Genomic DNA, 24642 nt, shown 5'->3' on the forward strand with positions numbered 1-24642 from the left:
CGTCCCTTTGCGAACTGTGTCGTGTATTTCAGCATGGCTTCTTCCGCTCCGCGACGTGCCCGTAGTCCGGAGAGGTTTCCGCGTGACCAACGCTGTCCAAATGTCGTCTTCCGAGAACATCGAAGACCCCACCGTCAACACCCCCGCTGCCGAAGAAGCAGTCGCCACCGAGCCGGGTATCACCTTCGCCGAGATCGGCCTGCCCGAGCAGCTTGTTGCCGCATTGGCGCGCAACTCCATCACCGTCCCGTCCCCCATCCAGGCACAGTCCATCCCGGACGCGCTCGCCGGAACCAACGTTCTCGGCCGCGCACAGACCGGATCGGGTAAGACCCTCGCCTTCGGCCTGCCGATGCTGACTCGCCTCTCACGCCACGAAGATCGCCCGGCCGCCAAGCGTCCCCGCGCACTCGTGCTCGTCCCCACCCGTGAGCTTGCTTTCCAGGTGGTCGACTCCCTCAACTCCTACGCCGGCGCACTCGGACTCACGGTTCGTCCCGCTGTCGGTGGAACGCCGTTCGCCAAGCAGGTCGATCAGCTTCGCCGCGGCGTAGACGTCCTCGTCGCAACGCCGGGTCGTCTCGGCGACCACCTGCGTCAGGGCACCTGCATCCTCGACTCGGTGGAAATCACCGCACTCGACGAAGCCGATCAGATGGCGGACATGGGCTTCCTGCCCGAGGTTCGCTCGATCCTCGGCGAGACCCCCGCAGACGGACAGCGTCTGCTGTTCTCGGCAACCCTCGACCGTGAGGTCCAGTCGCTGGTTCGTCAGTTCCTGGCCAACCACGTCACACACTCCACCGAAGACGGCCGCGCAAGCGTCGACACGATGGAGCACTACGTCCTCCTCGTCGATCGTGGGCAGAAGGATTCCGTCCTCGCCGAGATCGGTGCCCGTGACGGACGCACCATCATGTTCGCCCGCACCAAGCTCGGTTGCGAGGGAATCACCGATCGCCTCCGCGCAGTCGGCATCGCTGCCGAGTCGCTTCACGGCGGCAAGGCACAGAACCAGCGCACCCGCGTCCTCGAGCGTTTCAAGAACGGCCGCACCCCGGTCCTCGTCGCAACGGACGTTGCAGCACGCGGTATCCACGTCGACGGCATCGACCTCGTCGTTCACGTCGATCCCCCGGCCGACCACAAGGACTACCTGCACCGCGCTGGTCGTACCGCTCGCGCCGGCGAGAAGGGCACCGTTGTCGCCATCGTGCTGCCGAACCAGAAGCGTCAGTTCAAGCGTCTGACCGGAATGGCCGGCGTCAATGCCGCAGCCGTTGCCGTCACCCCGGGTTCTGCTGAACTTGCTCGCATCACCGGCGCCAAGAAGCCGACCGGAGAACCCTTGCGCGAGAGCTCTTCTCGTGGCGAGCGTTCCTTCGGTGATCGTGGCGGAAGCCGTGGCGGCTACCAGGGCAACCGCTCTTCCGGCGGCTACCAGGGCAACCGCTCTTCGGGTGGATACCAGGGCAACCGTGACGGTGAGAGCCGCGGCGGATACCAGGGTGATCGCTCCAGCGGTGGTTACCAGGGCAACCGCGACAGCCGCCCCTCGACCGGATACCAGGGAAACCGCTCTTCGGGTGGCTACCAGGGAAGCCGTGACGGCGAGAGCCGCGGCGGCTACCAGGGCAACCGCTCTTCCGGTGGATACCAGGGTGATCGCTCCAGCGGTGGTTACCAGGGCAACCGTGACAGCCGTCCGTCCTACGGAGACCGCGACAGCCGCCCGTCGACGGGTTACCAGGGCAACCGCTCTTCGGGCGGATACCAGGGAAGCCGTGACGGCGAGAGCCGCGGCGGATACCAGGGCAACCGTTCGTCCGGTGGTGGCTACCAGGGCAACCGCGACAACACCCGCTCGTACGGCGATCGCGACAGCCGCCCCTCGACCGGATACCAGGGCAACCGCTCTTCCGGTGGCTACCAGGGCAACCGCGACGGCGGCGACAACCGTGCAGCCTCGACCAGCGGTGGCGGCTTCCGCAGCCGCACCGACCGTCGTAGCTATGACGGATTCGACGGCCCGAAGCGCGATCAGCGGTAATACCTGCGCTGAGCTGCGGCTCGACAACTGAACACTGAGAACCTTCCGGCTGTGCCGGAAGCTGTATCGAGACGGATGCAGGTCACTGCAATTAAAGTGATCTGCATCCGTGTTTTGTATGCACGGTCTGATGTTCACGCGCGTCGCGGCCGCACCGTTTTCGGCTGCGCACAGCGCAGGATTTCACAGCCGCGGACCGAGAGGGAAAGCTGTAAGTATGTCAACCACTAGCACCGAATCATCCCGAGCTCAGATCGGCGTCACCGGCCTGGCCGTCATGGGTTCGAATATTGCCCGCAATTTCGCCCGCCACGGTCACACCGTTGCCCTGCACAACCGCAGCATCGCGAAGACCGATGCCCTGATCGCCGAGCATGGTTCCGAGGGCGATTTCGTGCGCACCGAGACCGTCGAGGAGTTTGTTGCCGCACTGCAGAAGCCGCGACGCGTCCTGATCATGGTCAAGGCCGGCGCCCCGACCGACGCCGTGATCGAAGAGCTCGCGAACGCCATGGAGCCCGGCGACATCATCATCGACGGTGGCAACTCGCTCTACACCGACACGATCCGTCGTGAAGCAGCGATCCGCGCCCGCGGTCTGCACTTCGTCGGCGCTGGTATCTCCGGTGGCGAAGAAGGCGCACTCAACGGTCCGTCGATCATGCCCGGCGGCCCGAAGGAGTCCTACGAGGCTCTCGGCCCGCTTCTCGAGTCCATCTCCGCTCACGTCGACGGCACCCCGTGCTGCACGCACATCGGCCCCGACGGCAGCGGTCACTTCGTCAAGATGGTGCACAACGGCATCGAGTACGCCGACATGCAGCTCATCGGCGAGGCGTACAACCTCTTCCGCGACGCACTCGGTTACGACGCCGGTCAGGTCGCAGACGTCTTCACCGAGTGGAACAAGGGCACGCTCGAGTCCTACTTGATCGAGATCACCGCCGAGGTGCTCCGCCAGGTCGACGCCGAGACGGGCAAGCCGTTGGTCGACGTCATCGTCGACGCTGCCGAGCAGAAGGGCACGGGCCGCTGGACGGTCAAGTCCGCTCTGGATCTGGGCGTGCCGGTCACCGGTATCGCCGAGGCCGTTTTCGCTCGCGCACTGTCCGGTAGCCGCAATCAGCGCGCCGCAGCTCAGGCGCAGGGTCTGGCTGCCGGCTCTCTCGGCGACAAGCCTGCTGACGCCGAGCAGTTCGCCGCCGACATCCAGGCCGCGCTGTACGCGTCGAAGATCGTGGCGTACGCGCAGGGCTTCGATCAGATCGCTGCCGGCAGCGCCGAGTACGACTGGAACCTCAAGCCTGCCGACCTGGCGACGATCTGGCGCGGTGGCTGCATCATCCGTGCGCAGTTCCTCAACCGCATCAAGGACGCGTTCGACGCGGATCCGAGCCTTCCGAGCTTGATTCTGGCGCCGTACTTCCGTGAGGCCATCGAGGCAGGCATCGACAGCTGGCGCCGTGTGGTCGCCACCGCGACGATGCTCGGCATTCCGGTACCGGCGTTCGCGTCTTCGCTCTCGTACTACGACGGTCTCCGCGCGGAGCGTCTGCCGGCCGCTCTGACTCAGGGGCAGCGCGACTTCTTCGGCGCGCACACCTACGAGCGCATCGACAAGCCGGGCAAGTTCCACACACTGTGGAGCGGTGACCGCAGCGAAATCGAGGCCTGATTCACAGCGGGTATCGGTAGATGCGGTCATCTGCGTCTACCGATACCCGGTAGCCTGGACAAATGCAGGAATCGACGATCGACTCGCCCACCTCGACCGAAGGGCGTTCGTTCGTCGACCTCGGAATCCCCGCCGTGATGGTGCACGCGTTGCGCCGTAGCGGCATCGATGCCCCCTTCCCCATTCAGTCGGCAACCATCCCCGATGTTCTTGCCGGCCGGGATGTCCTCGGGCGCGGCGCGACGGGTTCCGGAAAGACTCTGGCCTTCGGGCTTCCGATGCTGGTGCGCCTCAAGGGTGGGGCGAGCAAGCGGAATCGTCCGCGCGGTTTGGTGCTCGCTCCCACCCGTGAGCTGGCGATCCAGATCCACAAGGCACTCGACGACGCTGCTACCGAGATCGGTTTGCGTGTGGCAAATGCGGTCGGTGGCGTTCCGATCAAGCGTCAGGCCGACATCCTTGCCCGCGGCGTCGATCTCCTGATCGCGACCCCAGGGCGCCTACTCGACCTACTCGAGCAGAAGTCGGTGATTCTCGACGACGTCGTGATCACGACCATCGACGAAGCCGACCACATGGCAGACATGGGTTTCATCGACGAGGTTGCGAAGATTCTCGACACGACACCGAAAGACGGTCAGCGCCTTCTCTTCTCGGCAACACTCGACGGCAAGGTCGACGATCTGGTCGCGGGTTACCTGCGCAATCCGGCGTCGCACTCGACTGCTCCCCCGGTTGCCACGGTCTCGACCATGGAGCATCACCTGCTCTTCGTCGACCGCGACGACAAGAGATCCGTTGTCGCACATATCGCTTCACGGGCGGGACGGACCATCATGTTCGTCAAGACCAAGCACGGAGTGGATCGTCTTGCGCAGCAACTGCATTTGATCGGTGTCTCGGCCGGCGCCCTGCACGGCGGCAAGACGCAGAACAACCGGACCAAGACCCTCGCGTCGTTCTCCGACGGGACAACACCGGTTTTGGTCGCCACCGATGTCGCCGCGCGCGGAATCCATGTCGACGACGTGACGCTCGTCGTTCACGTCGATCCCCCGGCGGAGGCGAAGGACTACCTGCACCGGGCCGGCCGGACGGCACGCGCCGGGGAATCGGGCGTCGTCGTCACCATCGTCACCGACGAAGAACGTGATTCGGTCGAGAAGTTGACCAAGCAGGCAGGCATCAAGGTTCACGGCGTGCGGGTTCGTCCTGACGATCTGGAGCTCACGCGCATCACCGGTGCGATGGAGCCGACGGGCATACCGGTCGAAGCTCCCGATACGACGGTCGCCGTCAAGCACACCGCCAAGCGTGGCCGTCAGGAACACGACACTGCAGGCCGGACCGCTGCCGGAGGCCGGATGAAGAAGGACGGCGACAAGCGCGCCGCTTCCTCGCGGCGCGTCACCGATCCGAAGAGTGTGAAGAAGATCCGTGCGGACGGCACTCCGGTCCCGACCCGTTCGGAGCGTCTGGCGTCCAAGGGCTTGACCCCGCGTCGCGGCGCACCCGGCGCAGGAAAGCCGTCTGCCGGAAATCGGGCGGGCAAGCGCGCACACTGAGGGAATGGGTGATCTTCCACTGATCTCTGTTCTCTGCGCACTCGTCGCCGCGCTTCTCTTCGCGTGTGCCTCCGTCGCTCAGCAGCGCGCCGCGTCTGCGGTTCCGGAGGGCGAGGCGTTGGTGGCGTCGTTGATTCGCAGTCCTCGGTGGTGGGCCGGGCTGATCGGTGACGGCGGCGGTTACGTCATGCAGGCCGTTGCACTGTCGTTGGGTTCGGTGTTGGTGGTGCAGCCGCTGATCGTGACCTCGCTGCTGTTCGCGCTGCCACTTTCGGCCAGGTTCTCGGGAATTCGCATCACCCGTTCTGCGTGGTCGTTGGCGATCATGCTCGCGATTTCCTTGGCGATCTTCCTCGTCGTCGGCGATCCCACCGAGGGAGACAGCAACGCTCCGTGGTCGGATTGGGCTGTGCCCCTGACGATCACGGTCGCAGTGGCCGTGGTCGCAACTATCGGCGGCTTGTCCAAACTCGACGGTGGCTGGCGCGCTCTGCTTCTCGGCTCTGCGGCCGGAATCTTCTACGGCGTGGCCGTCGCTTTCACCAAGTACGTCACCGACCTACTCGGGCACGGTGTCGTCGGGGTGATTTCGGCATGGCAGACGTGGGCGCTGATCGCCTCGGGCGCAATCGGGGTCTACCTCCAACAGCGCGCTTTCCAGGTCGGGCCTCTGTCGGCGTCGCTACCTGCCCTGACGATCGGCGAGCCGATCGCGGCCATCTTCCTGGGGATGACGGTTCTCGACGAACGCCTCCGCGTCGACGGTCCCGGAATTGCTCTCATCGGGTGCGCCGTCGCCGTCATGATCATGACCACGATCGCCCTCTCCCGCTCACAAGCGCGCGATACCGAGGGCGCTACGGCGGAATCGACGGTAGGCTCGTGAAACGTGCAGTTCCTCGAAGGGCAACGCCCCCCATACGACCTGACCTACGACGACGTCTTCCTCGTCCCTAACCGGACCGAGGTCACCTCTCGGTTCGACGTCGATCTCAATTCTTCCGACGGATCCGGAACGACCATTCCCGTCGTCGTCGCCAATATGACCGCAGTCGCCGGCCGCCGCATGGCGGAGACTGTCGCCCGCCGCGGCGGACTGGTCATCATTCCGCAGGACGTCCCCACTGACGCTGTCGCCGAGACCGTGGCGTTCGTCAAGAGCCGCCACCTCGTCGCTGATACGCCGGTCACGCTGAGTCCGGACGACGCCGTCTCCGATGCGCTGGCGCTGCTACCCAAGCGTGCACACGGCGCAGTCGTGGTGGTCGAGGACGGCAAGCCTCTCGGTGTCGTCACCGAGGCTGCCTGCGCGGATGTCGATCGGTTCACTCGCCTACGTACCGTCGCGATCACCGACTTCGTCACCGCCCCGGTCACCGCCACACCGCGTGAGGTCTTCGAACTGCTCGAAACCAAGCACGATCCGTTGGCCGTCATCGTCAACGAGGACGGAACCCTCGCCGGCGTCCTCACTCGCACCGGCGCGATTCGTGCCGGCATCTACGACCCCGCAGTCGATGAGCGCGGCGCACTCCGGGTCGCTGCGGCGGTCGGTGTGAACGGTGACGTGGGCGCCAAGGCCAAGGCACTCGTCGACGCCGGTGCCGACGTGATCGTCGTGGACACGGCTCACGGTCACCAGCAGAGAATGATCGATGCGCTCACCACCCTCAAGGCGCTCGACCTCGGCGTCCCGTTGGTTGCAGGCAACGTGGTGTCCGCACAGGGAACCCGTGATCTGATCGCCGCAGGCGCGGACATCGTCAAGGTCGGCGTCGGGCCCGGAGCCATGTGCACGACTCGCATGATGACCGGCGTCGGGCGCCCGCAGTTCTCGGCCGTCGCGGAATGTGCTGCAGCAGCACGCGAGCTCGGCAAGCACGTCTGGGCCGACGGCGGCGTTCGCCACCCTCGCGACGTTGCACTCGCCCTCGCAGCGGGCGCGTCGAACGTCATGATCGGCTCGTGGTTCGCCGGCACGTACGAGTCCCCCGGCGATCTCAAAGTCGATCAGGCGGGCAACGCGTACAAGGAGAGCTTCGGTATGGCCTCCAAGCGCGCTGTTGCCGCTCGCACCGCCACCGAAACGGCTTTCGATCGCGCCCGTAAGGGATTGTTCGAGGAAGGCATCTCCAGTTCGCGGATGCGTCTCGATCCCGAGCGCCCCGGAGTCGAGGACCTGATCGATCAGATCTGTTCCGGCGTACGCAGTACCTGCACGTACGCGGGTGCGCGCTCACTCGAGGAGCTGCACGAGAAGGCAGTTCTGGGAGTGCAGTCCGCCGCCGGATTCGCCGAAGGACGGCCGCTTCCGTCTGGTTGGTGAACCACGTTTTATGACAGTCGGCGGGTGCTCGGGTCCCTACTCCCGGGCACCCGCCGGTATCATTGGATCCGTAAACAGGAAACAAAACTCGGTCGGGTGCCCATCGGCGACCCGACCGAGCCCGCTACAGCCGAGAAATACTCGGCTCCGACGAGAGGAACCCGGTGCCCGAGGCACCCACACACTTACCCGGCGCTACACCCGTCGTTTTATCCGAGGAATCGTCTGATTCCGCTGGTTCGGAGGGCTCCTCTAGCGAGCCGGGAGACAAACCCGGCGGCCCCCGTGCACACCTCAGGTGGCGATGACACATGGACATCGTTTTCACCATTCTCAGCTTGGTCGGCTTCATCGCGCTGACTGCAGGCACCGCCCTCTTCGTGGCGGCCGAATTCTCACTGACCGCGCTCGAACGCAGCACCGTCGACGAAGCTGCTCGTGGCGGCGACCGACGCTCGCGGCAGGTTCAACACGCGCACAAGACTCTCTCGTTCCAGCTCTCCGGCGCTCAGCTGGGCATCACGATCACAACCCTGATCACCGGTTACCTGGCCGAGCCGGTCCTGGCACGGTTCATCACTCCGGTCACGAAGGCCGTCGGGCTCAGCGAATCCGCTGCCTCGACAACGTCTTTGATCCTGGCGCTCGTGATTGCGACCTCGTTCTCCATGATCTTCGGTGAGCTCGTACCGAAGAACCTCGCAATCTCCAAGCCGATGCCCACCGCCCGCGCGACTGCGGGCCTGCAGGCGGGCTTCTCGCTGATCTTCCGGTGGGCCATCAACGGCCTCAACGGAACCGCCAACTGGATCGTGCGACGCCTGGGCATCGAACCCGCGGAAGAATTGCGCTCGGCGCGATCACCGCAGGAACTCGGGTCCCTCGTGCGGACGTCCGCGCAGCGCGGGTCCATCGACAAGGGCACGGCGATGCTCGTCGACCGTTCGCTGCAGTTCGGTGACCGCACCGCAGAAGAGCTGATGACTCCGCGAGTGAAGATCGAATCGCTGGAACTCTCGGACACCGTCGCAGACCTGATCGTGACGGCGTCGCGAACTGGCTACTCGCGCTTCCCCGTCGTTCGCGGCGATCTCGACGACACAGTCGGCGTCGTACACATCAAACACGCGTTCACCGTTCCGGCCGAGCGCAGGCGCACGACGCGCGTCGACAGTCTGGCTCAACGTGTTCCCGTCGTGCCGTCGAGCCTGGACGGAGACACCGTCATGGAGCGGATCCGCTCTGACGGCATGCAGGTCGCGCTTGTCGTCGACGAATACGGCGGAACAGCCGGCATCGTCACGATGGAAGACCTCATCGAGGAAATCGTCGGTGATGTGCGCGACGAACACGACGAACCCGAACTCGACGTACAGCGCGTCGGCGACGGCTGGTCGTGCTCCGGTCTCCTGCGCATCGACGAGGTCACCTCGGCAACCGGGTACACCGCGCCCGAAGGCGACTACGACACGCTCGGCGGTCTGGTGCTCACCGAACTGGGCCGAATCCCCGACGAGGGTGACGAAGTGGAATTGCCCGACGTCGACTCGTCCGGTGATTCCCGCGGCAAGTGGATCGCCCGAGTGACCAGTATGGACGGCCGTCGTATCGACCGAGTGACCATCACGCCGGTCCCGGCACATGTCGAACCCGAATCCGCAGACGACGACACGAAGGAGTCCGACGATGAATAACCTCTTCGGTGTACTCCTCACCGTCGTGCTGCTCGCCGGTAACGCATTCTTCGTCGGTGCGGAGTTCGCGCTGATCTCCGCACGACGCGACCGCCTCGAGGCACTTGTCGCGCAGGGTAAGAAGCGGGCACTCACGGTCATCAAGGCCGGTGAGAACCTCTCGCTGATGCTTGCGGCAGCTCAGCTGGGCATCACGATCTGCTCGATCCTGCTCGGTAAGGTCGCCGAGCCCGCCATTGCGCATCTCCTCGAGGTGCCGATGGAAGCCGTCGGCCTTCCCGACGGATTGCTACACCCGATTTCGTTTGCGATCGCGCTCTCGCTGGTCGTCGTGCTGCATATCCTCCTCGGCGAAATGGTGCCCAAGAACATCGCGTTGGCGGGCCCCGAGAAGACGGCCATGCTGCTCGTTCCCGTGCATCTGGCGTTCATCAAGATCGCTCGCCCGATCATCGCGTTCTACAACCTCTGCGCCAACGGAGTGCTCAAGCTCCTGCGCGTCGAGCCCAAGGACGAACTCGACGTCACTGTCTCGGCGGTGGAGTTGTCCGCGATGATCGGTGAATCGCGATCCGAGGGTCTGATCGACGCCGAAGAACACCGGCGCTTGAAGCAGGCACTCGAATCGACAGATCGCACCGTCTCCGAGGTCCTGATCACCCTCGACAAGGTGCGGACCATTCCCCTCACGCCGTCGGGAACAACACTGGGTGAGATCGAGCGTGCGGTCATCGAGACCGGATACTCGCGTTACCCGGTCCGAGCGAGCGACGGATCGCTGGCCGGGTACGTGCACCTCAAGGATGTGCTCGACGAGGTGCTCGACGAAGCTGCCGGGCCGGACACCGTCGTTCCGACATCGGATATCCGCCCGTTGCCCATCGTTCCGCTCAGCACGCCGCTGGCCGAAGCGTTGGCCGGCCTTCGTCGGGCCAGCTCGCACCTCGGCGCAGTCACGGACGCCGACGGAGTCGTGATCGGTATCGTCGCGCTCGAGGATCTGCTCGAGGAGTACGTCGGAACGGTTCGCGACGGCACGCACCGCGGCACGGATGCTGTTCCCGGACAAAGAAACAGCTGATCGATGACACGTTCGGTGCATTCACTCGCACTCGCACAGAGCGAGTGGACGGCTCGGCGGGCACTTCACCTCGAGGAGGTGGAGAAGCTCGTCGAGCCGCACCGAGCGCGTCGTAGCGCCGGTATCTCTCACCCGGTGCACGACTTCCTCTTCACGTACTACAACTTCAAGCCCGCGCAACTGCGCCGCTGGCACCCCGGGTACGGAGTCGCACTCGAGAACGCCGGCGAATACGCAGCCTTCTCCGGCTACCGCGTCGACGAATCGGGTACCGCGACGGTCGAGGCCTCCGTGCTGGAGCGTCGGCGTCACACAGTCGAATTCGTGTGGAATCTGTTGAATCAGACGTCGGCGCGGCCCGCTGTGCTGGGCTGTTTCGGCCTCCACGAATGGGCGATGGTCTATCGCGGCGGCGAGGACGCGATCCGTCACCAGTCAGTGCCGCTGCGGCTCGGGTTCGCCGGTACCGACGCGGTCGTCGAATCCCTGCCACTCAAATGCACGCACTACGACGCGTTCCGGTTCTTCACACCGGACGCGGCCCCCAAGAACTCGCTCCCGCTTGCACGCGAAACTCAGATCGATCACGAACAGCCGGGCTGCCTGCATGCGGGTATGGATCTGTACAAGTGGAGCTTCAAGTTGTTGCCACTCGTGGATTCCGATCTGGTGATGCGGTGCTTCGAACACGCGCTCCTGGCCCGTGAACTCGACATGCGCGCGAGCCCATACGACCTCGCCGAGTACGGGTACTCCCCCATTCGTATCGAAACTCCGGCGGGCCGCGCCGAATACGTGCGTCAGCAACAACAGTTGGCGGATCGTGCTGCGCCGCTCCGCGATACGCTGGCAGAGAAGTGCCGGGAGCTTCTCGGCCACTGAACTGCCGAAAGGCGCCACATGGATCACGGGTACGGGTTCTATCTCGACGAATACCAACGTGACGTCGGGGTGCACACCGACGACCGACGCGGCCACATCGAATGCCCGGACTCGGCGGGCTTCCTTGCGGCGCACTTGCCGGTGTTCGACCTCGCTGCAGGCTCAGTCGCGGCCTTCGCCTCGGCAATTCATCGGTCAACCAGCCCGGGCGACGGACACTGGACCCTCGATCCCGAGCGCATCGCCGCGTCCTTCTCGAGCGATCGACTGTTCCGGATCGGCGGCGAACCGATCAACGGATTCTCCGAATACTCGGGGTTCTTTGCCGCCCGCGACGGTTGGGTCCGCACGCACGGCAACTATCCACACCATCGCGACCGCCTGCTCGCCATCCTCGAACTCGACCATGGATCACCTAAAGATGCAGTGGCGCAACGGATATCCGAACTCAGCGCCATCGAGATCGAGCAGCAGGCCGCCGAGATCGGCGCCATCGTGGTCCGTGTTCGTACCGAGACCGAGTGGCGCCTGAGTGAGCAGTGCGCAGCTGCGAGGTCTGAGCCTCTGGTATCCATCCGAGTACGCGACGAGGGAAAACCCCGCACGCATCCGACGCGCCCACGTGTTCTCGACCTGACCCGCGTCATCGCCGGCCCGGTCGCGACCCGTGCCCTCGCGCTGGTCGGCGCTGACGTTCTGCGGATCGACCCTCCGGCGATCCCCGAGATCGGATGGCAGCACCTCGACAGTGGCCAGGGCAAGCGGTCGGCGCTTCTCGACCTGAAGTCCTCGGCGGAAGCGGCAGCATTCCGCGAACTCCTCGACACCGCAGACGTACTGGTCACCGGCTACCGTCCGGGCGCACTCGAAGCACTCATCGGGCAGGATCTTCCCGCCCACCTGATTCACGGGCGCGTCAGCGCATGGGGATGGGAAGGTCCGTGGGCGAATCGCCGCGGCTTCGACAGCATCGTGCAGGCCGCATCCGGTATCTCGTTCCTCGAGGGCGGCGAGAAACCGGGCGCACTTCCAGCGCAGGCCCTCGACCACTCGACCGGATACTTCTTGGCAGCTGGGATCCTCGACGCGTTGACGCTGCGCTCGCAGGACGGCCGTGGCCGCGATGTCGACGTGTCATTGGCCAGCACCGGCGCCCGTCTTCTCGACGCACCCGGCCGAACCGTCCATCCCGGTCTACCGACCGCTCCCGGCCTGAATGCTGTTGTCAACCATGCCGACGTGACCACCGCACGACCCGCGCTGGCAGAGTTCGAGGACTACCCCGAACCATCCCATCCGTGGGGATCGGATCGGGCGGAGTGGGCACACTGAGGGACCGGCACATTCAGGGCAAGATGGACCTGTGAAGTCACATACCTACACACTCGACCTTCAGTGGACGGGCGATCTGGGAACCGGAACGTCCAGCACGCAGGGATATTCGCGCAATCATGCAATATCCGCGGTCGGAAAGCCGGAACTTCTCGGCAGCTCCGATCCCTCGTTCCGCGGTGACGCGCAGCGATGGAACCCCGAGGAACTGCTCGTTGCCTCCCTCGCCCAATGCCACATGCTCTGGTACCTCGGTCTGGCAGCTGCCGCTGGGGTCGTCGTTCTCGACTACAGCGATCAGCCGGTCGGCAGCATGATCGAGGAATCCGATGGCGGCGGCCAGTTCATCGAAGTGACGTTGAATCCGACGGTATTGGTCGCGGAGGCGTCGATGGTCGAGAAGGCCGAGGAGCTTCACGGCCCCGCACACACGAAGTGCTTCATCGCTCGGTCGGTCAACTTCCCTGTCCTGCATTCACCGACGATCCTGGTGGCCACCGATGAGTGATACGCACAAGCTCATCGTCGACGTCGACACCGGCATCGACGACTCGTTGGCGCTTCTCTATCTCCTTGCCAGCCCCGAAGCCGAGATTCTGGGGATTGCGAGCACCGCCGGCAACGTTCCGGTGGAACAGGTCGCGGCCAACAACTTGAACTGGCTTGCGCTCTGCGGCGCCCCGGACATCGAGGTTGCACTCGGCGCCCGCGAGCCACTGGTCATCCCGTTGCGCACCACCGAGGAGACTCACGGTCCGCAAGGGATCGGCCATGCCGTCCTCCCCGATTCGGGTCGCAAGCGCTCGGTCCGAACGGCCACCGACCTCTGGGTGGATCTCGTGCGTGAGTACCCCGGACAACTCACCGGATTGGTGACGGGGCCGCTCACCAACCTTGCGCTGGCGATCAGACGTGAACCCGATCTGCCGTCTCTGCTGAAGCGACTGGTCGTGATGGGTGGGTCGTTCAACTATCCGGGCAACACGACGCCGACCGCGGAGTGGAACGTCTCGGTGGATCCGCACGCCGCCAAGGAGGTGTTCGACGCGTTCTCCGTCGTACCCGCGCACCGGCGCCCGATCATCTGCGGCCTCAACGTCACCGAATCCATCGAGATGTTCCCCGAACATGTGCGTCGGCTCGCCGACGCTGCCGGGAGCACTCCGGAAGAGATCATCTCCCCTGACGACGGCCCCGACGTCCGCAGTTCCGCGTCCAACAGCGTGATCAGGCATATGTCCGACGCGATCCGGTTCTACATGGAATTCCATCGTGAATACGACCAGGGCTTTCTTGCTCACATGCATGATCCCTTTGCTGCTGCCGTCGCGCTCGATCCGAGCTTGGCGACGCTGAAGCCGGCAACGGTAGATGTCGAAACCGAGAGTCCACTGCTGATCGGAACGACGGTCGCGGACTGGGTCGGGCACTGGAAGCGTGAGCCCAACGCGGATATCGCGATCAGCACCGATCCGGCGGAATTCTTTGATCGACTTGTCCACCGAGTGGGAAATTACGCCCGCGTCGTGGGTTGACCGAGCCGGGCACCGGCTATGCTCGCATGGACAGAACACCAACGAACGAGAACAAAGGACCTGACGTGCAGATTTCCAGCCACGATGCCTCCCCGGCATTTGCGCTCGGATTGATGGCGTTCTGGCCCACTCGTCGTAGCGCATGCTTCGATCAGGCGTGTTGCTGAGCGGCGATTCTCGCTGCCTGCACCCCTGACTTTGTCGCTTCTTCGCTCGGAGTCTGTCTTCTCATGTTCAACCTTCTTTTGTTCACCCTTGTCGGCGTCGGCGCCCAGCTCGTCGACGGCGCCCTCGGTATGGCCTTCGGTGTCACCGCAACCACTCTGTTGATGATCGGTGGCCTCGGTCCGGCTCAGGCCAGCGCCGCTGTTCACCTGGCCGAGGTCGGCACCACCCTCGCTTCGGGTGTGTCGCATTGGAAGTTCAAGAACATCGACTGGAAGCTCGTCGCCAAGCTCGGTGTGCCCGGCGCAGTCGGTGCATTCATCGGCGCAACCGTGCTATCGGGTCTGTCCACCGAAGCGGCAGTCCCCATCACGGCGACGATCCTGCTGGCCATCGGTATCTATGTGGCACTTCGCTTTTCGGTCCGCCCACCGGCCGTCGCGGATGCTCGTACCACTCCGCACACTGCACGTTTCCTGTCCCCACTCGGCCTGTTCGGTGGTTTCATCGATGCATCCGGCGGTGGTGGTTGGGGTCCGATCACCACCAGCACGCTGCTCTCGCGGGGCAAGACCGCGCCGCGCACCGTGATCGGCTCGGTCAGCGCCTCGGAGTTTCTGGTCGCGTCAGCCGCGTCGCTGGGATTTCTTGTCGGATTGGGTCGTGAGTCTGCTGGAAACCTCCTCGTTGTCGCCGGTCTCGCGCTCGGCGGTGTCATCGCTGCCCCGTTCGCGGCGTGGCTGGTCAGCCGCGTGCCTGCAACCTTGCTCGGAACGGCGGTGGGCGGCGTCATCGTGTTGACCAACGCACAGAAGCTGTTCAAATCCTTCGACATCACCGGGGCGGTCACAGTGGCCGGCTACCTGGCCATTCTCGGCGCGTGGGCAGCGTTGCTGTTTTACGCGTGGAAGCGGTCCACGCTCACCCCAGCCGAGGCAGAAGGCGATTTCACGGGAGTCGAACTCGCTGTCGAGAACGAACTCACCGAGCCTGCGGTCAAACGCGAACGATAGCTCGTCACAGAAGAAATCCCGGGTATCCGCTGTCGGATACCCGGGATTTTGTTTTTTCGCCCTAGTTGCTTCCGTCGAACGCGTCGAGAATTCGCCCCGCCGCCAACGCTGCTGTCAGCGAACCGTCACGCACGCTCTGCTCGACGTCGGCCCGGATCGCACGCACCCGATCGTTGCTCGAGAGCCTGCGTAGCAGCTGATCGTTGACCATCGTCCAGGTCCAATCGACCTGTTGCTTGCGACGCTTCTCCTCGAACTGTCCTGCTTCGGTGAGCACCTCACGGTGTTTGGTGACAGTTCCCCAGAACTCGTCCAGCCCGACACCTTCGAGGCCGCTCATCGTGATGACGGGCGGCTTCCAGATGGCGTCGTGCGGGTAGATCAGGCGAAGCGCTCCGGCCAATTCGCGGGCAGCACCCTTTGCCTCGCGCTCATGCTTTCCATCGGCCTTGTTGACCGCCACCAGATCTGCGAGCTCGAGGACACCCTTCTTGATGCCCTGGAGCTGATCACCGGTACGAGCGAGGGTCAGGAACGTAAAGCAGTCCACCATGTTGGCAACAGTGACTTCGGACTGGCCGACACCCACTGTCTCCACCAGGATGACGTCGAAACCGGCAGCTTCGAGAAGCACGATGGTCTCTCGGGTTGCCTTGGCAACACCACCGAGCGTGCCGGACGTCGGTGACGGCCGGATGTACGCATTCGGTTCGACGGTGAGCCGAGCCATGCGTGTCTTGTCGCCGAGAATCGAGCCGCCGGTGCGGGTGGACGACGGATCGACCGCCAACACCGCAACCCGATGTCCCTTGCCCAGCAAGTACATTCCGAGCGCGTCGATGAACGTCGACTTGCCGACGCCGGGAACGCCGGTGATGCCGATCCGGTGCGCTCCCCCGGCCTCGGGCAGCAACTTCAGTAGAAGCTGCTGCGCAAGGGCCCGGTGGTCGTCGCGAGTGGACTCGACGAGGGTGATCGCCCGAGCGAGGCCGGCACGCTGATTCCCGCGTACCGCCTCGGCGAGGGAATCAATGTCGATGGGCTGACGTGCCATCTTCAGTGACCCCCTTCTCAGCTGTGGTCGTGACCCAGTTGGGCGGAGAGCTTCTCCAACAATCCGCTGGCAGCGTCGGCGATGACGGTTCCGGGCGGGAAGATGGCAGCAGCGCCGGCCTCGTAGAGTTCGTCGAAGTCACCGGGCGGAATGACGCCGCCGACGACGATCATGATGTCGGGACGACCGGCCGCAGCCAGAGCCTCCCGCAGCGCCGGCACCAAGGTGAGGTGACCGGCTGCCAACGACGACACACCGACTACGTGGACGTCGTTGTCGGCCGCCTGATTGGCGACCTCTTCGGGAGTCTGGAACAGCGGTCCGACGTCGACGTCGAATCCGATGTCCGCGAAGGCCGTGGAGATGACCTTCTGGCCACGGTCGTGACCGTCTTGGCCCATCTTCGCGACGAGAATACGGGGACGACGTCCCTCGTCCTCGGCGAACTTCTCGACCAGTTCCATCGCCTTGCTGATGTTGCTCACCGTTCCTGCCTCGTCGCGGTACACACCACTGATGGTGCGGATCTCGGCCTGGTGGCGTCCGTACACCTTTTCGAGGGCGTCGGAAATCTCGCCGACCGTAGCCATCGCACGGGCGGCGACAACAGCGAGGGCGAGGAGGTTGTTCTCCATGCCGCCTTCGGTGGATGCGGCAGCGCGGGTGAGGTTCGCGAGTGCGGCCTCGACGGCTTCCGGATCACGTTCTGCGCGAAGGCGAACCAGCTTCTCGAGCTGTTCCTTGCGGACCTTGGAGTTCTCGACCTTGAGAACTTCGATGGTGTCGACCTCGTCGGGAACGTACTTGTTGACGCCGACGAGCGGCTGCCGACCGGAGTCGATGCGTGCCTGGGTGCGGGCGGCAGCTTCCTCGATGCGCAGCTTCGGGATGCCTTCGTTGATGGCCTGAGCCATTCCGCCGGCTTCCTCGACCTCTTCGATGTGCTTACGAGCCCGGTTGGCGAGTTCGTTGGTGAGCCACTCGACGTAGTACGAGCCGCCCCACGGGTCGATGGGACGCACTGTGCCGGATTCCTGCTGCAGCAGCAACTGGGTGTTACGGGCGATGCGGGCGGAGAAGTCCGTCGGCAGTGCGATGGCCTCGTCGAGTGCGTTGGTGTGCAGCGACTGAGTGTGGCCCTGGGTCGCAGCCATGGCTTCGACGCAGGTACGCGGAACGTTGTTGAAGACGTCCTGCGCGGTCAGAGACCAGCCCGAGGTCTGCGAGTGGGTACGCAGCGAGAGCGACTTCGCGCTCTTGGGATCGAACTTCGCAACAAGCTCGGCCCACAGGAGGCGTCCGGCGCGGAGCTTGGCGACCTCCATGAAGAAGTTCATGCCGATGGCCCAGAAGAAGGACAGGCGCGGTGCGAACTTGTCGATGTCCATACCGGCGTCGAGGCCGGCGCGGATGTACTCGACGCCGTCGGCGAGGGTGTACGCCAGTTCCAGATCGGCCGTCGCTCCGGCTTCCTGGATGTGGTAGCCCGAGATGGAGATGGAGTTGTACTTCGGCATTTCCGCGCTCGAGTACGCGAAGATGTCCGAGATGATCCGCATCGAGGGCTTGGGCGGATAGATGTAGGTGTTACGAACCATGAACTCTTTGAGGATGTCGTTCTGGATCGTTCCGGCCAGCTTGTCCGGGGTGACGCCTTGCTCGCCTGCCGCAGCGACGTACAGCGCGAGAATCGGCAGCACGGCGCCGTTCATCGTCATCGAGACCGACACCTGCGAGAGGTCGATTCCGTCGAAGAGCTGACGCATGTCGAGGATGGAATCGATTGCGACACCGGCCATTCCGACGTCACCCGCAACGCGAGGGTGATCGGAGTCGTAGCCGCGGTGTGTGGCGAGGTCGAAGGCGACCGAGAGGCCCTTCTGACCGGCCGCGAGGTTACGACGGTAGAACGCATTCGACTCCGCGGCAGTGGAGAATCCGGCGTACTGGCGAATGGTCCACGGCTGGTTCACGTACATGGTCGGGTACGGACCACGCAGGAACGGCGCTGCGCCCGGGAAGCTGTCGAGCGGGTAACCGGACTCGGCGGCGGCCGTGCGGTCCGCACCGGTGTACACCGGCTTGACGTCGATGCCTTCCGGGGTGGACCAGACAACCTGCTCGGCGGCGTAGTTGTTGGCGTTTGCGCCCTCTTCGATGAGCGCCTGTGCCTGCTCGACCGACGGCGGTGTGGGTGCCGGAGACTGCGGGTCCTCGAGTGGGACCTCGGCGAAACTGCCGATCACGTGCTTGACCTCTCGTGTCGTCACTTGGAGCTTCCCGTCTCGATGAAGTCGAGCAGTTCGGTCAGAGCCGACACTGCGTCGATGCGGGCTGTGAGGAATCCGTCCGGGCGAGAATCGCCGGTCGCGTCGGCGACTGCCTTTTCCGGTCCTGCGAGCAGCACCTTGGTGATGCCGGCAGCGCGAAGTTCGGCGACGGCCGCTGCGGCGCTCTCGCCGTAGCGCTTGTCCGTGCCGCACAGCACCGCGACGGTGGCACCGGAAGCCTTGACGGCTGCGGAGATGGCTTCTGCGCCTACCTCGAGGGGGCCGGGGTTGACTGCGTCGATACCACCCGAAGCGAGCAGGTTGGACGCAAACGTGGTGCGCACGTTGTGTTCTGCAACCGAGCCCAGCGGCGCGAGAAGCGCAGTGGGACGGGCGCCGCCGGCGGCGAGGAACGCGTCCGAACGGTCACGAAGCGCTTCGAATGCAGCTGCGTAGCGGGCGACGGACTGGCCGGGCTCGACGGCTTCGGCGGACAGCGGCGTTTCGCCGAGGTTCGGGAACTCGTTGACACCGGTGACCGTGGTCTTACGGTGTGCGATGTCGGAGTCACGCTTGGCCTTCGTGGCAGCGATGCGACCGGAGACGATTCCCGCTTCGAGTGCCGCCAGATATCCGCCGGCTGCTTCGATTTCCTGGAAGAACTCCCACGCGGTGGCGGCGATCTGCTGCGTCAGGTCCTCGACGTACCAGGAGCCCGCCGACGGATCGAGCACGCGGCCCAGGTGCGACTCCTCGAGGAGAAGCAACTGCGTGTTGCGCGCGATGCGCGAGGAGAAGGACTTGCTGACACCAAGGGCGCCGTCGGCCAGGGCGACGTCGAACGGAAGAACAGTCACTGCATCTGCTCCGCCGACGCCGGCGCCGAATGCGGCGAGGGTCGTGCGCAGCATGTTCACCCAGGGATCACGCTGAGCCATCATCGCGGCGGAAGTGACTGCGTGCTGCGGCGCTCCACCGAAGTCGGAAGCTCCACAGACCTGAGCGATGCGGGCCCACACGAGACGTGCGGCGCGGAACTTCGCGATGGTCTGGAACTGATCGTCGGTTGCCGAGTAGCGGAAAGCCAACTGCGACAACGCAGCACCGATGGTCAGACCGCTCTCTGCGGTGAGTGCGCGGAGGTATTCGAGTCCGGCGGCAATCGCGGCTCCGAGTTCCTCGGCGTCGCCGGCACCCGCGTTGTGGAAGGCCGTGCCGTCGACGGTGATCGCGTGCACGGTTTCCGCGCGAGCTGCAGCGAGGGCGGCCAACTCGACGGCGCCTGCAAATTCGACGTCGGCTGCGCCGGAGAACGAACTGGTCAGCGGCGCTGCACCGAGGTGGACTCGGATACTGCTGCGATCACTGACGCCGTCGCCGGCTTCGCCGCGAGCATCGAGGAGAGAGAAGAGTGCGCGGGCTGCATCGTTCACCTCGGCGCCTGCGTCGAGCGTGAGCGGTGCGAGGTCGAGAAGAACGCCCTCGAGCGCAGCGGCGAGGTCGGTGACCGGAACGCCGTCGGCGCCCACCTTCAACCAGAGTGCGCTGACTCCGTTTTCGAGGGCGTCCAGGATGGCGCGATTAGTCTCGGCCGCCGAAGCGGTTCCGAATGCAGCGGAAACCAACCAACCGGCATTGACATCACGGTGAGCGTCGACGCCACGCACGTACGGAAACGTGCCCGGCAAGCTCTGCTCGGGACGCTCGTCGCGTGGGCTGTAGAGCGGTGCGACAGTGACACCGTCGTAGGTGACGGTTTCGAGCAGTTTCTGTGGCTCGGGGCCCAGCTCTGCCGCATCGACTCTGCGGGACTTGGCGAGCACACCGGCTACGGAGCGCTGCCACTCCGCGTACGCCTGCTCGACAGCCTCGGCTTCTGAAGCTAATGACACTGTGTCCGCTCCCTCTCATTTTTTGCGTGAGCGCTTTACCGATAATCGGATTTGTTCGTTAGTTCTGTGATGCTAACCCGCGGTTGAGCCCAGATATCGTGAGGATCACGTCATGTTCTTCACAGGGCTGTTCGCGGCCACTTTCCGACCGGTCAGACGACGTGCAGATTCGGTCGTTCGTGCACGTGTGACCGGCCCTTACCTAGCGATTGTTCAGCATGTTTACGGGTTACCCGCGAGTTCGTTTCACTGGCCGGGACTACAGGTGAAGGCCACTCCGAAAGCCTAGTGGTTTTCGTCACAGCGCCGTTTCATTGTCGCCTGGAGCACGTCGCTTTCCCGCCCCCGTGGCAATGTTCGACTCACGATTGCGGGTCGGCAGTCGGCCCGGTTCACCGTTCGCAGGTAGCCTTGTGACCTGTGATGGGACGCCTGCTGGACCGAAGATTGATCGCAATAGTCCTGGTAGTGCTCGCTTTGTTCCTCGCAGCCCTCCTCGCCCCACATCCCACGGTGTCCCAGGTGCGAGAGTGGGCGGACTCGGTTGGCCCGGCGTTTCCCCTCGTGTTCTTCCTGGTTCATTCGATAGTCACCGTCGCGCCGTTCCCGCGCACCGTCTTCACCCTCAGTGCGGGGGTTCTTTTCGGCTCGGTGACCGGCATCGCTCTTACCGTGGCGGCAACGACTGTGAGCGCCGTTCTGGCCCTCTACCTGGTCCGCGCCATCGGCCGTGACGTCGTGTGGCAACGGATTTCGAGTCCGACGATCCGGCGGGTGGACGAGCGGATCGAAAAGCGGGGGTGGCTGGCCGTCGGCTCTCTGCGCTTGATCGCGTTTGTCCCCTTCTCGGTGGTGAACTACTGCTGCGGCATTTCGTCGATCCGGATCGTGCCCTACATCCTTGCCACCGTCGTCGGCATCTTGCCCGGCACTGTTGGGATTGTCGTTCTGGGCGATGCGCTCTCCGGCGAAGCCGATCCTCGTCTCCTGATTCTGTCCGGGATCTGCATTGCGATCGGCATCGCCGGTCTGGTGTTCGACGCTCGCCGTCAGCCTTCACCGGGCGAAACCATCGTTGACAACGGTCAATCTCAAGAGGTTGATTTGATTGAGTCAACCCAAAACGATTGACTATTGACAGTCAACTATCTAGCATTGACTAATGTTCGTACTGACAGTGGATCAGCGAGGTAGCCGACGCGATGTCGACCGCGTCGGGGACATCATCGACGACATGGCCGATCGCAGGCTCCTGCGGCCGTTCGAGCGCACGGCGGGCGACGAGATTCAAGCGGTGACCGACGATCCGGCGCTACTCGTCCTCGTCGCACTCGAGCTGATTCGGCGCGAGCACTGGAGTGTCGGGATCGGGATCGGTCCCGTCGAGCAGCCTCTCCCACGGCAGACCCGGGCCGGACGCGGACCGGCATTCGAAGCTGCTCGGATCGCCGTCGAGCGAGCCAAGCGAGCTCCGGCCAGAATTGCCGTCGAACAGGCGCCGGCCGACAGCTCACGCGACGAACTCGCCGCCGATGTCGATGCCGCGTTCACCTTGCTCGGAACGATTGTCACGAGACAGACGAAGGACGGACGCGAAGCCATCGCTCTGATGGACAGCGGACTTACTCAGGTCAGCGCGGCGGCCCACCTCGGAATCACCAAACAGGCCATGTCCAAGCGACTCCTGACAGCCGGGTGGCACGCAGAACTCGCGGGGCGCAGACTCGCAGAACGACTTTTGGTCAGACTCCAGCCCTAGACTGCTCACGCTCGCACCGGTACAAACTCGTCGACACAGCAGGGGGCTCGAATACATGGTCGTTCTGGCGTTGATCGCGCTCGCCGTCGCCGCCGCGGCACCAGCAGTTGCAGCGGCACTGGGACCGCTCAGTCGTGGTCGACTGGAAGTCCCCGAATGGGCGTCGTCCGTGGTGGCTCTTCCGGCGCTGGGTGTTGCCGCACTGGCATCGACCCGAACGACCCCGGTCACCGGTTTCGCTCTCGGAGCGACGCTTGTCCTGTGCGTACTTGCCGCCGCCACGGCCGGTGCACCGTTGGTACTTGCCACCTTCAAGATCGCTCGTCGCCAACCGGACGGGAGCCCGGCACCGGACGCCGGACCTCTTCGCGGCGGACGTGTGATCGGCATCCTCGAACGGCTCGCGGTGGCGGCGTCGATTCTCGCAACCTGGCCGGAGGGGATCGCGATCGTCTTGGCAGTCAAGGGGCTCGCACGGTACCCGGAACTTCGCGAACCTCACGCGTCCGAGCAGTTCATCATGGGAACTTTCGTCAGTGTCCTCTGGGCGATCGCTGTATGCGGAACGGGACGGGCACTCATCACGTAGGTGACGAGCGCCCGTCCCGATTACTACGAGAGGAGCCTACCGGCGCTGGCCGCCCTCCGGCGGCTGATCCTGGTACGGGTACTTCTGCTGGAATTCTTCGCGTTCGGACGGCAGCGGTAGCTGACCGGGCCAAGGATTTTCACTCTGCTGCGGCAGCGCGGGATCTACGAATCCGGGCTGCTCGGGCGCACTTTCACGGAGGTGCCTGACCGCAGCTGCCGGATCTTCGACGGGAGTACGTGCAGCAACTTCAGCAGCACGGACTGCTTCTGCGATAGCCGGATCGGATTTCGTTTCAAACCACTCCGCCACCTCAGCTGAATCGTCCTCAGGGTTGGGAAGATTCTCTTCGGCGGCCGGCGGCTCGTAACGGAAGACACCGTCCTGCCCCTGCGCGCCAAGCGTTTTCGCAAATCCCTTCAGTGCGTCACCGAAGTCGCTGGGCACGAGCCACACCTTGTTCGCATCGCCTTGCGCCATCTGCGGCAACGTCTGAAGATACTGGTATGCAAGCAATTCCGGAGTCGGCTTACCGGACTTGATAGCAGCAAAAACCTTCTCGATGGCCTTGGCCTCGCCTTGGGCCTGCAAGTACTTGGCCGCGCGGTCACCTTGGGCCCGAAGAATCTGGGACTGACGCTCACCCTCGGCGTTGAGGATCGAGGCCTGCTTGTTGCCCTCGGCGGAAAGAATCTGGCTCTGCTTGGCGCCCTCGGCTGTCTTGATAGCGGATTCGCGGTGGCCTTCAGCCGTCAGAATCATCGCGCGCTTCTCGCGGTCCGCCTTCATCTGCTTTTCCATCGACTCCTGGATGGAGGGCGGAGGATCGATGCTCTTGAGCTCGACGCGGGCCACTCGCAGGCCCCAGCGGCCGGTCGCCTCGTCGAGGACACCACGAAGCTGACCATTGATGGAATCACGCGAGGTCAGAGTCTCTTCGAGGGTCATTCCGCCGACGACGTTTCGCAGCGTCGTGGTTGTCAACTGCTCGACGGCAGCGATGTAGTTGCTGATCTCGTACACCGCAGCTTGCGGATTGGTGACCTGGAAGTACACCACCGTGTCGATGGACAGTGCCAGGTTGTCCTGGGTGATCACCGGTTGCGGTGGAAAGGAGACCACCCGCTCACGAAGATCCACCTTGGCGCGCACACGATCGGCGAACGGGATCAAGAATGTGAGCTGACCGGACACCGTCTTCGAATACCTACCGAGCCGCTCGATCACCGCGGCTTCTGCCTGCGGTACCAGTGCTACCGACTTCGCGACCACCAAGATCACGAATAGCACCAACACACCGAGCACTATGAGTGCTGCCATTAAGGTCCCCTCCAGACGACTGCTGTTGCGCCGTTGATTTCCATCACCGTCACCTTGGTGCCCGGCGGGTACACCTCGGTGGTGTCGTACGGCCTGGCAGTCCACACCTCGCCGTTCAACTTGACCTGCCCGGAATGCTCGCCCACTTCTTCCAGAACCAGAGCGTGTTTACCTTCGAGTGCCTGAATTCCGGTCGGGGTCGGTGGCGGACTACCGAAGCGACGCAACATGATCGGTCGCACACCCAGGACGAGGGCGGCGGAGAACACTCCGAACATGACGGCGTCGACCCACACCGGGAAGTCGGTGACAGCACTGACACCGGCAGTAGCGAGCGCCCCACCGGCGAGCATCAGCAGGAAGAAATCCCCCACCAGCGCTTCGGCCCCGGCGAGCACCAGTGCTCCGATCAGCCAAATAAGTGCAGCCACAACACCATC

The 24642-nt window shown here is 64.3% G+C and carries 20 protein-coding genes; 15 read left to right on the top strand and 5 right to left on the bottom strand.

Translation table 11 applies throughout. The features are described 5' to 3' along the window. Positions 1-82: 82 nt before the first annotated feature. The 12 genes from AC2ETI_RS00850 to AC2ETI_RS00905 all read left to right on the top strand — a co-directional run bounded on the left by AC2ETI_RS00850 (position 83) and on the right by AC2ETI_RS00905 (position 15318). Complete coding sequence (locus AC2ETI_RS00850; RefSeq protein ID WP_084325946.1) at positions 83-2050, top strand: DEAD/DEAH box helicase; 1968 nt, start codon at positions 83-85, stop codon at positions 2048-2050. Between the two features lie 217 nt (positions 2051-2267). Next, positions 2268-3725: an NADP-dependent phosphogluconate dehydrogenase gene (gene gndA / locus AC2ETI_RS00855; protein WP_483633456.1), complete on the top strand. Its 1458-nt coding sequence runs from the start codon at positions 2268-2270 to the stop codon at positions 3723-3725. Between the two features lie 62 nt (positions 3726-3787). Further along, positions 3788-5290 (top strand): DEAD/DEAH box helicase, encoded by a 1503-nt coding sequence (locus tag AC2ETI_RS00860; RefSeq protein WP_003944962.1) that lies wholly within the window; start codon positions 3788-3790, stop codon positions 5288-5290. Between the two features lie 4 nt (positions 5291-5294). Continuing rightward, positions 5295-6176, top strand: coding sequence for a DMT family transporter (locus tag AC2ETI_RS00865; RefSeq protein ID WP_020907757.1), 882 nt, complete (start codon positions 5295-5297; stop codon positions 6174-6176). 3 nt (positions 6177-6179) lie between these two features. Next, entirely contained in the window at positions 6180-7616 is a 1437-nt protein-coding gene (locus AC2ETI_RS00870; RefSeq protein ID WP_042919784.1) for a GuaB1 family IMP dehydrogenase-related protein, read from the top strand. Between the two features lie 311 nt (positions 7617-7927). After that, the gene (locus AC2ETI_RS00875) at positions 7928-9310 is read left to right on the top strand and encodes a hemolysin family protein (RefSeq protein WP_019748444.1); all 1383 of its coding nucleotides are present in this window, start codon (positions 7928-7930) and stop codon (positions 9308-9310) included. Further along, on the top strand, positions 9303-10391 hold the full coding sequence (locus AC2ETI_RS00880; RefSeq protein ID WP_003944826.1) for a hemolysin family protein: 1089 nt from the start codon (positions 9303-9305) through the stop codon (positions 10389-10391). Before AC2ETI_RS00875 ends, AC2ETI_RS00880 begins: the two co-directional genes overlap by 8 nt. Positions 10392-10394: 3 nt before the next feature. Further along, the gene (locus AC2ETI_RS00885) at positions 10395-11273 is read left to right on the top strand and encodes a 3-methyladenine DNA glycosylase (protein WP_092764013.1); all 879 of its coding nucleotides are present in this window, start codon (positions 10395-10397) and stop codon (positions 11271-11273) included. A gap of 18 nt (positions 11274-11291) precedes the next feature. After that, positions 11292-12605 (top strand): CoA transferase, encoded by a 1314-nt coding sequence (locus AC2ETI_RS00890; RefSeq protein WP_483633457.1) that lies wholly within the window; start codon positions 11292-11294, stop codon positions 12603-12605. 31 nt (positions 12606-12636) lie between these two features. Next, positions 12637-13113 carry an OsmC family protein gene (locus AC2ETI_RS00895; RefSeq protein ID WP_019748441.1) on the top strand — a complete coding sequence of 159 codons (477 nt, stop codon included), beginning with the start codon at positions 12637-12639 and terminating at the stop codon, positions 13111-13113. Continuing rightward, positions 13106-14140, top strand: coding sequence for a nucleoside hydrolase (locus tag AC2ETI_RS00900; RefSeq protein WP_259120881.1), 1035 nt, complete (start codon positions 13106-13108; stop codon positions 14138-14140). Before AC2ETI_RS00895 ends, AC2ETI_RS00900 begins: the two co-directional genes overlap by 8 nt. Positions 14141-14370: 230 nt before the next feature. Beyond that, positions 14371-15318, top strand: coding sequence for a sulfite exporter TauE/SafE family protein (locus tag AC2ETI_RS00905; RefSeq protein ID WP_019748438.1), 948 nt, complete (start codon positions 14371-14373; stop codon positions 15316-15318). A 61-nt stretch (positions 15319-15379) separates the two neighbouring features. Here the strand turns inward: AC2ETI_RS00905 and meaB are convergent, their stop codons facing one another. From meaB to mutA, 3 genes are read right to left on the bottom strand one after another with little or no spacing between them, the layout of a single operon-like run. Further along, on the bottom strand, positions 15380-16372 hold the full coding sequence (meaB, locus tag AC2ETI_RS00910; protein ID WP_003945003.1) for a methylmalonyl Co-A mutase-associated GTPase MeaB: 993 nt from the start codon (positions 16370-16372) through the stop codon (positions 15380-15382). Positions 16373-16389: 17 nt separating this feature from the next. Then, on the bottom strand, positions 16390-18642 hold the full coding sequence (scpA, locus tag AC2ETI_RS00915) for a methylmalonyl-CoA mutase (RefSeq protein WP_019748436.1): 2253 nt from the start codon (positions 18640-18642) through the stop codon (positions 16390-16392). Beyond that, positions 18639-20534, bottom strand: coding sequence for a methylmalonyl-CoA mutase small subunit (gene mutA / locus AC2ETI_RS00920; RefSeq protein WP_483633458.1), 1896 nt, complete (start codon positions 20532-20534; stop codon positions 18639-18641). The genes scpA and mutA overlap by 4 nt, the downstream gene beginning before the upstream one ends. A gap of 423 nt (positions 20535-20957) precedes the next feature. Between mutA and AC2ETI_RS00925 the strand changes: the two genes are divergently transcribed. Genes AC2ETI_RS00925 through AC2ETI_RS00935 form a run of 3 tightly spaced genes read left to right on the top strand, consistent with a single transcriptional unit; the run spans position 20958 to position 22882 of the window. Next, complete coding sequence (locus AC2ETI_RS00925; protein WP_060938559.1) at positions 20958-21665, top strand: TVP38/TMEM64 family protein; 708 nt, start codon at positions 20958-20960, stop codon at positions 21663-21665. 31 nt (positions 21666-21696) lie between these two features. Then, entirely contained in the window at positions 21697-22293 is a 597-nt protein-coding gene (locus AC2ETI_RS00930; RefSeq protein WP_003944858.1) for a hypothetical protein, read from the top strand. Between the two features lie 55 nt (positions 22294-22348). After that, positions 22349-22882: a hypothetical protein gene (locus AC2ETI_RS00935; protein WP_003944797.1), complete on the top strand. Its 534-nt coding sequence runs from the start codon at positions 22349-22351 to the stop codon at positions 22880-22882. 36 nt (positions 22883-22918) lie between these two features. Here AC2ETI_RS00935 and AC2ETI_RS00940 read toward each other — a convergent pair whose 3' ends face one another. Both AC2ETI_RS00940 and AC2ETI_RS00945 read right to left on the bottom strand, forming a co-directional pair. Then, positions 22919-24202, bottom strand: coding sequence for an SPFH domain-containing protein (locus AC2ETI_RS00940; protein WP_483633459.1), 1284 nt, complete (start codon positions 24200-24202; stop codon positions 22919-22921). Further along, positions 24202-24633, bottom strand: coding sequence for an NfeD family protein (locus AC2ETI_RS00945; RefSeq protein ID WP_019748432.1), 432 nt, complete (start codon positions 24631-24633; stop codon positions 24202-24204). The genes AC2ETI_RS00940 and AC2ETI_RS00945 overlap by 1 nt, the downstream gene beginning before the upstream one ends. Positions 24634-24642: the final 9 nt, after the last annotated feature.

Source organism: Rhodococcus sp. MurmanLake-1, from assembly GCF_056945715.1.

What these genes read in the sequence shown, in the direction of transcription:
- gndA (WP_483633456.1), top strand. Translation starts at nt 2,268, where the DNA reads ATGTCAACCACTAGCACCGAATCATCCCGAGCTCAGATCGGCGTCACC.
- AC2ETI_RS00860 (WP_003944962.1), top strand. Translation starts at nt 3,788, where the DNA reads ATGCAGGAATCGACGATCGACTCGCCCACCTCGACCGAAGGGCGTTCG.
- AC2ETI_RS00865 (WP_020907757.1), top strand. Translation starts at nt 5,295, where the DNA reads ATGGGTGATCTTCCACTGATCTCTGTTCTCTGCGCACTCGTCGCCGCG.
- AC2ETI_RS00875 (WP_019748444.1), top strand. Translation starts at nt 7,928, where the DNA reads ATGGACATCGTTTTCACCATTCTCAGCTTGGTCGGCTTCATCGCGCTG.
- AC2ETI_RS00880 (WP_003944826.1), top strand. Translation starts at nt 9,303, where the DNA reads ATGAATAACCTCTTCGGTGTACTCCTCACCGTCGTGCTGCTCGCCGGT.
- AC2ETI_RS00885 (WP_092764013.1), top strand. Translation starts at nt 10,395, where the DNA reads ATGACACGTTCGGTGCATTCACTCGCACTCGCACAGAGCGAGTGGACG.
- AC2ETI_RS00890 (WP_483633457.1), top strand. Translation starts at nt 11,292, where the DNA reads ATGGATCACGGGTACGGGTTCTATCTCGACGAATACCAACGTGACGTC.
- AC2ETI_RS00900 (WP_259120881.1), top strand. Translation starts at nt 13,106, where the DNA reads ATGAGTGATACGCACAAGCTCATCGTCGACGTCGACACCGGCATCGAC.
- AC2ETI_RS00905 (WP_019748438.1), top strand. Translation starts at nt 14,371, where the DNA reads ATGTTCAACCTTCTTTTGTTCACCCTTGTCGGCGTCGGCGCCCAGCTC.
- meaB (WP_003945003.1), bottom strand. Translation starts at nt 16,372, where the DNA reads ATGGCACGTCAGCCCATCGACATTGATTCCCTCGCCGAGGCGGTACGC.
- AC2ETI_RS00925 (WP_060938559.1), top strand. Translation starts at nt 20,958, where the DNA reads ATGGGACGCCTGCTGGACCGAAGATTGATCGCAATAGTCCTGGTAGTG.
- AC2ETI_RS00930 (WP_003944858.1), top strand. Translation starts at nt 21,697, where the DNA reads ATGTTCGTACTGACAGTGGATCAGCGAGGTAGCCGACGCGATGTCGAC.
- AC2ETI_RS00935 (WP_003944797.1), top strand. Translation starts at nt 22,349, where the DNA reads ATGGTCGTTCTGGCGTTGATCGCGCTCGCCGTCGCCGCCGCGGCACCA.
- AC2ETI_RS00940 (WP_483633459.1), bottom strand. Translation starts at nt 24,202, where the DNA reads ATGGCAGCACTCATAGTGCTCGGTGTGTTGGTGCTATTCGTGATCTTG.